This window comes from Bacillus cereus group sp. BfR-BA-01441 (genome assembly GCF_022663075.1).
Classification (GTDB): Bacteria; Bacillota; Bacilli; order Bacillales; family Bacillaceae_G; genus Bacillus_A; species Bacillus_A cereus.
In genome coordinates this window covers 1-7,024 of the sequence record NZ_JAKUEU010000139.1, presented here as the reverse complement: position 1 = coordinate 7,024, position 7,024 = coordinate 1, and the positions used below count along the sequence as shown (strand labels likewise).

The window sequence follows — 7,024 nt, the reverse complement described above, 5'->3', positions numbered from 1 at the left end:
TGTTTATAGATTTGAGTCTTGGAACAAAGCTTTAAAAAAAGCTGGTTTGTCTGTTAACAGAGAACGTTCTTATACTCATATCCCTAATGAACAACTTATTTCTATCGTAAAGAACTGGATTGAAGAAAACAACAAAATACCTAATCGGAAAGAATGGGATGAATTAGATGATGTTCCTAGCCCTGAAACATATAGGGTGCGTTTTAATAAAACTTGGTCTGAATTTTTAGAAATGATCGGCTATGGAAAAGCTAAAAAAAACCATTACAGATTTAAGAATGCTAACATTTCTAATGAAATTATCTTTAATATGTTCAAAAAAGACATTAAAAAAATATTAGAGATAACACATGGAGCAATTACAACTGAATTATACAATGAGTATAAAGATCCTGATTCTCTTTCATCTAGCGGTTTAATATCTCGATTTAATAAAACTTGGTCTGAATTACTATTGTTAGCAAATTGCCCTAAAATTCGAATTTATAAGTACCCATTTTCCAAAGAAGAGTTAATTGAATTTATTCGTGAAATTGCTACTAAATTAGAAAGAACACCATCTTTAAATGATCTAGAGAATGAAGGTTTACCAGAGAGTCAAATATATAATTCATTTAATACTTATCAAGAAATATTAAATGAAGCGCAACTCGATATAGTTTATTCAAAAATTGATGATGTGAAAGAAACAAAAGAAGAACTTTTACAATTGTATATTGATTTTTGCAAAAAAATAGGTAAAGTAGCTAGTGCAAAAGATTTAGATCAAAGTAATGAAATATATAATGCCCATATTTTTTCAATCCGTTTTAATGGATTAAACAATTTAAGAAAATTAGCTAATTTGCCAACTCGTGTAAGGTCACACCCTAAATACTCAAAAAGCGAATTAGAAACTAAATTGGTTACATTATATAAAGAGAATGGTGGTAGAGTTACAATAAAAGAATTACGTAAACAAGGTTTAGTTTCAACAACCATTATGCGATATTTTGAAACAACTAGCATGAATAATGTCTGGGAGCATATAGAAAAAATAGTACTACCACAACAAGATTCTCAATAAAAAAACCTGTAGTTAATTACAGGTTTTTTTCAATTAGATAGTAAAGGGACTCCTATCATAAATATTAAATTGAAATTTAAATGAACTAAATACCCAACATGCATATTTCTATATTTCAAAAAGGAAATTAAGTGGGTGATTGAAGGTAGGCCAACTATAAATAAACATTGTAACCAATTATAATCATAAGTTGAAATATGAAGCATCCCAAATGATCCACTAGATAATAGGAGGGAGATAACTAAATGAACATATGATGTACGAAAAATATTACCAACTAATTTATACCACATTAACAATAATCCAATGTACAGTATATTTTCGGATAATATTTGAATAACTACTTGTGGAATCCTCTTGATTATAGACAAATAACCCTTTGATGTTATTGGGTGATTAACTAGTTCAATAGAAATAATCCTTTCCAGAAAGATGTAACTAAAACAAGCTATTAAAAATGATATTCCTACAAATACAAATGTATTCATATATGCTTTAAGAGTGACTTTCTTAAATAGTTTTTTTCTATCCTTTCTAAAAACATATAAGAATGGAATACTAGTACAGAATAACCATATACAAGAAGCCACTATTTCACTTTTAAATACATTAACAATTTTATAGAAATTATATATAACAACAAGATTAAGAATAACTAATATTAATAGATAATATGTTTTTTTATCCTTCACCAATTCTTGTAAGTATTCGTTTTCTAAATTAAACTCTAAATATCCTTTAATCTCTTTATCTTTTAAAATCTTCATTTTTAAACCTTCTCATATTAAAAAAGAAAATTTTTGTTCCTTTAAATAAGAATTGCATAAAGATATAAAATAAAACCCCTAAAAAAATGATTACTGTCCCTACAATTTCACCAGTTGCATGTAGCATTATTTACTACCTTTTGATAATAAGTCTTTTATAGAATCTTTATCAGAAATAAAATCTTCTAAGTTTTGAGTAGCTAAATTTGTTTCCCTTTTCATCTTTGTTGCTATTCTTTTAATCTTTTCCACGTTACTCATTCCTAATACAGCAATTTTTCGATGATTTAAAACAATCTTTTCTCCTTTTTGAAGTTTAATCCATTTTCTAACAGGAAACTTTTTCATTATTTATCTTCCTTTCCAGTTTATTATTCTAATAATTTACAAGCCAAATTGAACCCAAAACAATGACAACTAATATAGCATCCATTAAAGATATTGAAGCTTTCCCATTCACTGTAGTTCCTAAAATTGGAGTATAAAATGAATTTGTTTTAGATCCATGTAATTTAATTTTTTCTTCTTGTATATTTAAAATTAATTCAATAAACTTTTTACAGTCTTTAAGGGACATAATTTGAATCTTTTCTATATCATTAATAAATTCTTCATTAGTGGTTACAGGTAGTGGATATTTTCTGTTCTCTAACAATTCATATTTATATTTTTCATAACTTAATTGAAATTCATTTAGAATTTCATCTTTCTTATGTTCGGAAAGTGGTTTTGTATAAACATTTTCTAACTCACGTAATGCAAAGGATAATTCCATTTTTGTACCATATAGTTCTCTTGCAACTTTTCTTTTATGCATATGATTTTTTAAAATCGATTTAAATTTCATATTCTTTCACACCTTCCATTTAAGATAAGTTATTCTCTTTATTAATACTCTAAAATTTGATATTCAACTTTTTTAAAAGGTATAATTATTTCATTAGTCTTGTCTCTTTTTTTTAGCAAGGTGTTAAACAGCATTTGAAAAGGGATATTCTTTTTATAACTATCAATTATGTTTTTCTTATTATTATGAAAATCATGAATAATGCTTTGTGTTTTAGATTCATAGTAAACTTCCCCTACACCTTGTTCTTTAACAATTTGTTTAGCATCTATGTAATCTTTAGCTATTAATGATGCCACTTCAATTTCCAAAACAAAATTTTCAAAGCTAAAAATACCCATCACTTTAAATCCATTCATTGCATATCACCACTTTTATATACATTCAACGCACCTTCAATATATAGCCTTTTAAAAAAGAAGCTAGTTCATTTTAAGAACTAGCTATTTATTTTATAATTCACGTTCCTCTTCTACTTCATCATGTTTTATATTTTTTTCATTTGGTTCATTTTCAGGATATTTGATTTGATTATTTTCTTTATTAATAAAAGCTTCCATGATCTCCATTTCTTTTTCTAATGTAGGTTTCATAAATTGCACAAATCCATCTACATCTTGTTTAGCCAATAAATTTACATAAAGCCCTTTTTCCTTAACATCAATCACTAAAGGAGGGAGGTTATTTTCTAATAAACTGTAATTCATTAACATTCTACCGGTTCTACCATTCCCATCACTAAAAGGATGAATTCTTTCAAATTGAATATGTTGTTCAGCAATAGCGTATAATTTTTCATCAACTGTCTTAGCGTTTTCTAATCTGAAATTCAAATTATCAACCCACTGTTGCATAGCATGAGGTACTTGTGCTGGTGGTGTTGTTTGAAAATCAGCTCCTAAAATGCGGTTTGTTGATGTTTTAAACTGTCCCTTATCATATTGAAGTCTGTCAGTTAACCTTTCATGAATATCTTTTACCTTCCCTACAGTTAATTCTTCCTTATTAGCAACATTTTTCAAAACATAATCATAAGCTCCGCGGTGGTTATCAATTTCAAAAAATTCTCGTTTGCTTGTATTACTTGGAATAGTATCATGAAGTATTATTGTAACAGTATCAGCTAAACTGATTGTATTTCCCTCAATAGCACTTGAATTATAGGCTAATCTTACTAAAACATCATTTATATATTCGTTTGAAAACTTGGCTTCATTTTGATTCGTTTTTAGATTTTTAATAACATCTTTAGATTCCAAAAGATTCACTCCGTTTCTCAATATTACTTTTCATTATGAAAGCATAGTTACTTATATTATATTTACCCTCTTCTAAAAATACAGGTTCAGTTTTCATTTTTTTGAATTTAAATTTGGCAAAGCCTTTTGATACGTTCAAAACCTATTTACCTTATTTTTCATATTATCCCCTCTTAATTCTAATTTTATTATTTCTTACCACATTATAACACACTATACATTGAATGTATAGTAAATATACATTGAAAATACAAACCGTCCTTCATTATTAAAGGACGGTTTTTTAAGTATTATTTAACTTTTAAATTTTTTTCAAATGCTTCTTGTGTACTTTTTTCAAATGCTTCCCAACTATCCATATCACATTGTTCCCAATATTTACGCTTTATAATTTCTTGTTTACATTCATCTTCTGTCCAATTTTTAATATCATCCCACTGATAACGAAAATAAACTAAAGTATCTTTATTCGGCCCAATTTGCCAGATCCATTTCATAGATAATAATTCAGAACCCAGTGTATCTTTACTTACTTCACTTGGAAACGAACGTTGTGTGTCTTCCCATTTAATACCTTCACTTGTATGTTCAATGGCTACTCCATTTTCATTTACCCATCTATCACCAATTTCAGTAGTATCTAACATTTCTTTTGTACTAACAAGTGATGGATTTACACCAAATGCATAGCATTCAAAATAAACTATCTCTTTATTTCGTTCAATTGCTTCTTTTTTTATTCCTTCAAGTAATACACTAAAAGGAATATCTTTATAATCTTCATCTGTATAAATAGGCGCTCCCATAAGTGTTTCATGTTTATGATTTTTTCTAGGGCTGAAAATTTGGCATTTAATATCAGGTATGTGATTTAACACTATTTTTCGTTTATCTAATTCATGAATAATATGACCAGTTTGTGCTTCAAAATAAACCTCTCCATAAGCACCACCAGACATTTTAGCTAATTCCATAGCTTCTGATTTATTAACTGTTTTTACTGTGAATGCATAACTATCTAGTATGTATTCATCATTACCAAAGCACCCATAAACATCAAAACTTTTCATTTTATTTTCTCCCATTTTATCCTCTCCCACTTATTATTATTTACATACTCATTATACCACAATACACATTGAATGTATATTCAATATATAAACAAACAGTAAAAAACCATTCTTCATTATAAAAAGAACGGTTTCCTTAACAAATTAAAATTATTAAACAGCTTGTTTAACAATAAAATCCATATAATCAACAGCGAATTGTAATACAGCTTCTTTTGAACTTGTATCAATCTTTTTATTTGGGAAATGCTCACCATAATTAGCGCTAGACACTTCGCGGAATTTAGAAGGTATTCTCTTATGATCAACATTTAGATTAAATCCATAAGAATCCCCAAAACATAAAAGTTCAATTTCCCCTTCAAAAATAGTACCCAATGGTTCTGATTCACTCACTTTATGATGCTTTCTTATTCTATAATTTTCTACTTTGTACAAAACATCTACTTTTTTATCATATACAATTTCTTTAAGGCATTCCATAAACATATCGACTCCTTCAAAATAAATTGAATGAATATTATTACAATTAATATTTTATCAAATGTATATTGAATATACAATTATTCCCACAAAAAAAGAAAACCAACAACGGTTTTCTTTTTCACATCTAACATACTTCATTTAAATTCACTTCTTCATTAGTCTTGCTTATGAAACTATCTTTATTTAAAACATCTTCATCCTTAACATCAGGTATATGATATTTGCAAAAAATTTCTATATCTCTTTCTTTACAATACTTACGTACAATATTTTGAACTTTTTCATCTAATAATTGGTTATCATATCCTAATGCTTGAACAAGCTTTGCGGAGACTCCATAGTGATTTCTAAACTCTAAACAAGCTACAATTTCCCCTGTATGATCCGTACAATAAACAATTACACAATACTTAGATTTAACACTTGAATAGTACCCATCAACACAATTCTTCAATTTGTGTGATACCATGAATAATTCTACATCGCTTCGAGGTAATTGAAAATTAACATTTTCTATTTCACATTCAAAATAATCTATAGTTCCATCTGTGTAATTGATAGGTTCTAAATCGTTATGTGGATATTTTTTTCTTATTTCTAAATTTAATAAAATCAAATCATCATGAACCCTGTAAATTGTTTTCTCTCCTCTTAAAATTTTCAAAAGCTCCCTTTTAAATTCAGGAAATTCTTTATAGTTACTTATTTTATCAATCAACAACCAAGTATCTTTGATGGTATGCTCATGATCCAAAGAATAAAAGGCTTTCTCTATATCATTTGTTTTAATTAATCCTTTATATATTTGTTCAAAAAATCGATTTTCTAACTTAAATTTCTTATAAAAATTAAACAATCTTTTTCTATAGTTATATTTTCTATGAATAGGATTAAACAAATAAAAATCGTCTCTATTAATTTGAAAATTAGATGGATCGAATGTCATATAATATTCGCTCTTATGATCATTATCAGAAATCCATTTAATTTTTTCTAATAAAGCCATTCTATTTCCTACATTGGGAATATACCTTCGGATGTTTAAATAATGAATCATTAATTTAGAATTTAGAGTAAGCATTTTACTAATTTCTTTTTTCGATGGCGGGTACTTACTAATTATCTCAACAAGTTCTTTCATACCATTACTTTTTTCTAAATCGTTTAATGTTTTTCTAGAAGCTACTCTAACATAATAACTAAAATCTATATCTTGGTATTTAGGAAAGTTGTGTAAAAATGGATACTTTAAAAGTAATATCGCATCAATCAAATTCAGTTTATTTTTGTCAGCATATTCAGGTAGTAAACTAAATATTTGTTCAAGAAAAATTTTTGAATGAACGGGAACTTCTTTATTATTTTCAGCTTCTTGAATACTTCCATATGTTGTTGACAAAAATTTATCAAATAGTGAACCTGATTCTTTTTTACCTAAACTAATAGGTATAATATTTTTTGTTTTTCCCTTTCTTGTATATTCAATATAATACAACTGTTTTTTTTGTATATTGTAGCTTATACTTTCG

General features: G+C 27.1%; 9 protein-coding genes. 1 reads left to right on the top strand and 8 read right to left on the bottom strand.

Annotated elements, in window-relative coordinates:
- A partial coding sequence (locus MR107_RS28495) for a homing endonuclease associated repeat-containing protein (RefSeq protein WP_242293033.1) occupies positions 1 to 1,066 on the top strand: 1,066 nt, incomplete at its 5' end.
- Positions 1,067 to 1,095: 29 nt separating this feature from the next.
- Here the strand turns inward: MR107_RS28495 and MR107_RS28490 are convergent.
- The 8 genes from MR107_RS28490 to MR107_RS28455 form a co-directional block, all read right to left on the bottom strand.
- Positions 1,096 to 1,833 carry a hypothetical protein gene (locus tag MR107_RS28490; RefSeq protein WP_242293032.1) on the bottom strand — a complete coding sequence of 246 codons (738 nt, stop codon included), beginning with the start codon at positions 1,831 to 1,833 and terminating at the stop codon, positions 1,096 to 1,098.
- A 126-nt stretch (positions 1,834 to 1,959) separates the two neighbouring features.
- Positions 1,960 to 2,181 carry a hypothetical protein gene (locus MR107_RS28485; RefSeq protein WP_242293031.1) on the bottom strand — a complete coding sequence of 74 codons (222 nt, stop codon included), beginning with the start codon at positions 2,179 to 2,181 and terminating at the stop codon, positions 1,960 to 1,962.
- 28 nt (positions 2,182 to 2,209) lie between these two features.
- Positions 2,210 to 2,680 carry a hypothetical protein gene (locus MR107_RS28480; protein WP_242293030.1) on the bottom strand — a complete coding sequence of 157 codons (471 nt, stop codon included), beginning with the start codon at positions 2,678 to 2,680 and terminating at the stop codon, positions 2,210 to 2,212.
- Between the two features lie 41 nt (positions 2,681 to 2,721).
- Positions 2,722 to 3,039, bottom strand: a complete 318-nt coding sequence (locus tag MR107_RS28475; protein WP_242293029.1) for a hypothetical protein — start codon at positions 3,037 to 3,039, stop codon at positions 2,722 to 2,724.
- Between the two features lie 93 nt (positions 3,040 to 3,132).
- Complete coding sequence (locus MR107_RS28470) at positions 3,133 to 3,948, bottom strand: Fic family protein (RefSeq protein ID WP_242293028.1); 816 nt, start codon at positions 3,946 to 3,948, stop codon at positions 3,133 to 3,135.
- 281 nt (positions 3,949 to 4,229) lie between these two features.
- Positions 4,230 to 5,024, bottom strand: a complete 795-nt coding sequence (locus tag MR107_RS28465; protein WP_242293027.1) for a hypothetical protein — start codon at positions 5,022 to 5,024, stop codon at positions 4,230 to 4,232.
- Positions 5,025 to 5,162: 138 nt separating this feature from the next.
- The gene (locus tag MR107_RS28460; RefSeq protein WP_098634822.1) at positions 5,163 to 5,492 is read right to left on the bottom strand and encodes a hypothetical protein; all 330 of its coding nucleotides are present in this window, start codon (positions 5,490 to 5,492) and stop codon (positions 5,163 to 5,165) included.
- 127 nt (positions 5,493 to 5,619) lie between these two features.
- Positions 5,620 to 7,024: outer membrane protein assembly factor BamD (locus MR107_RS28455; RefSeq protein WP_242293026.1), on the bottom strand; the 1,405-nt coding region annotated here is incomplete at its 5' end.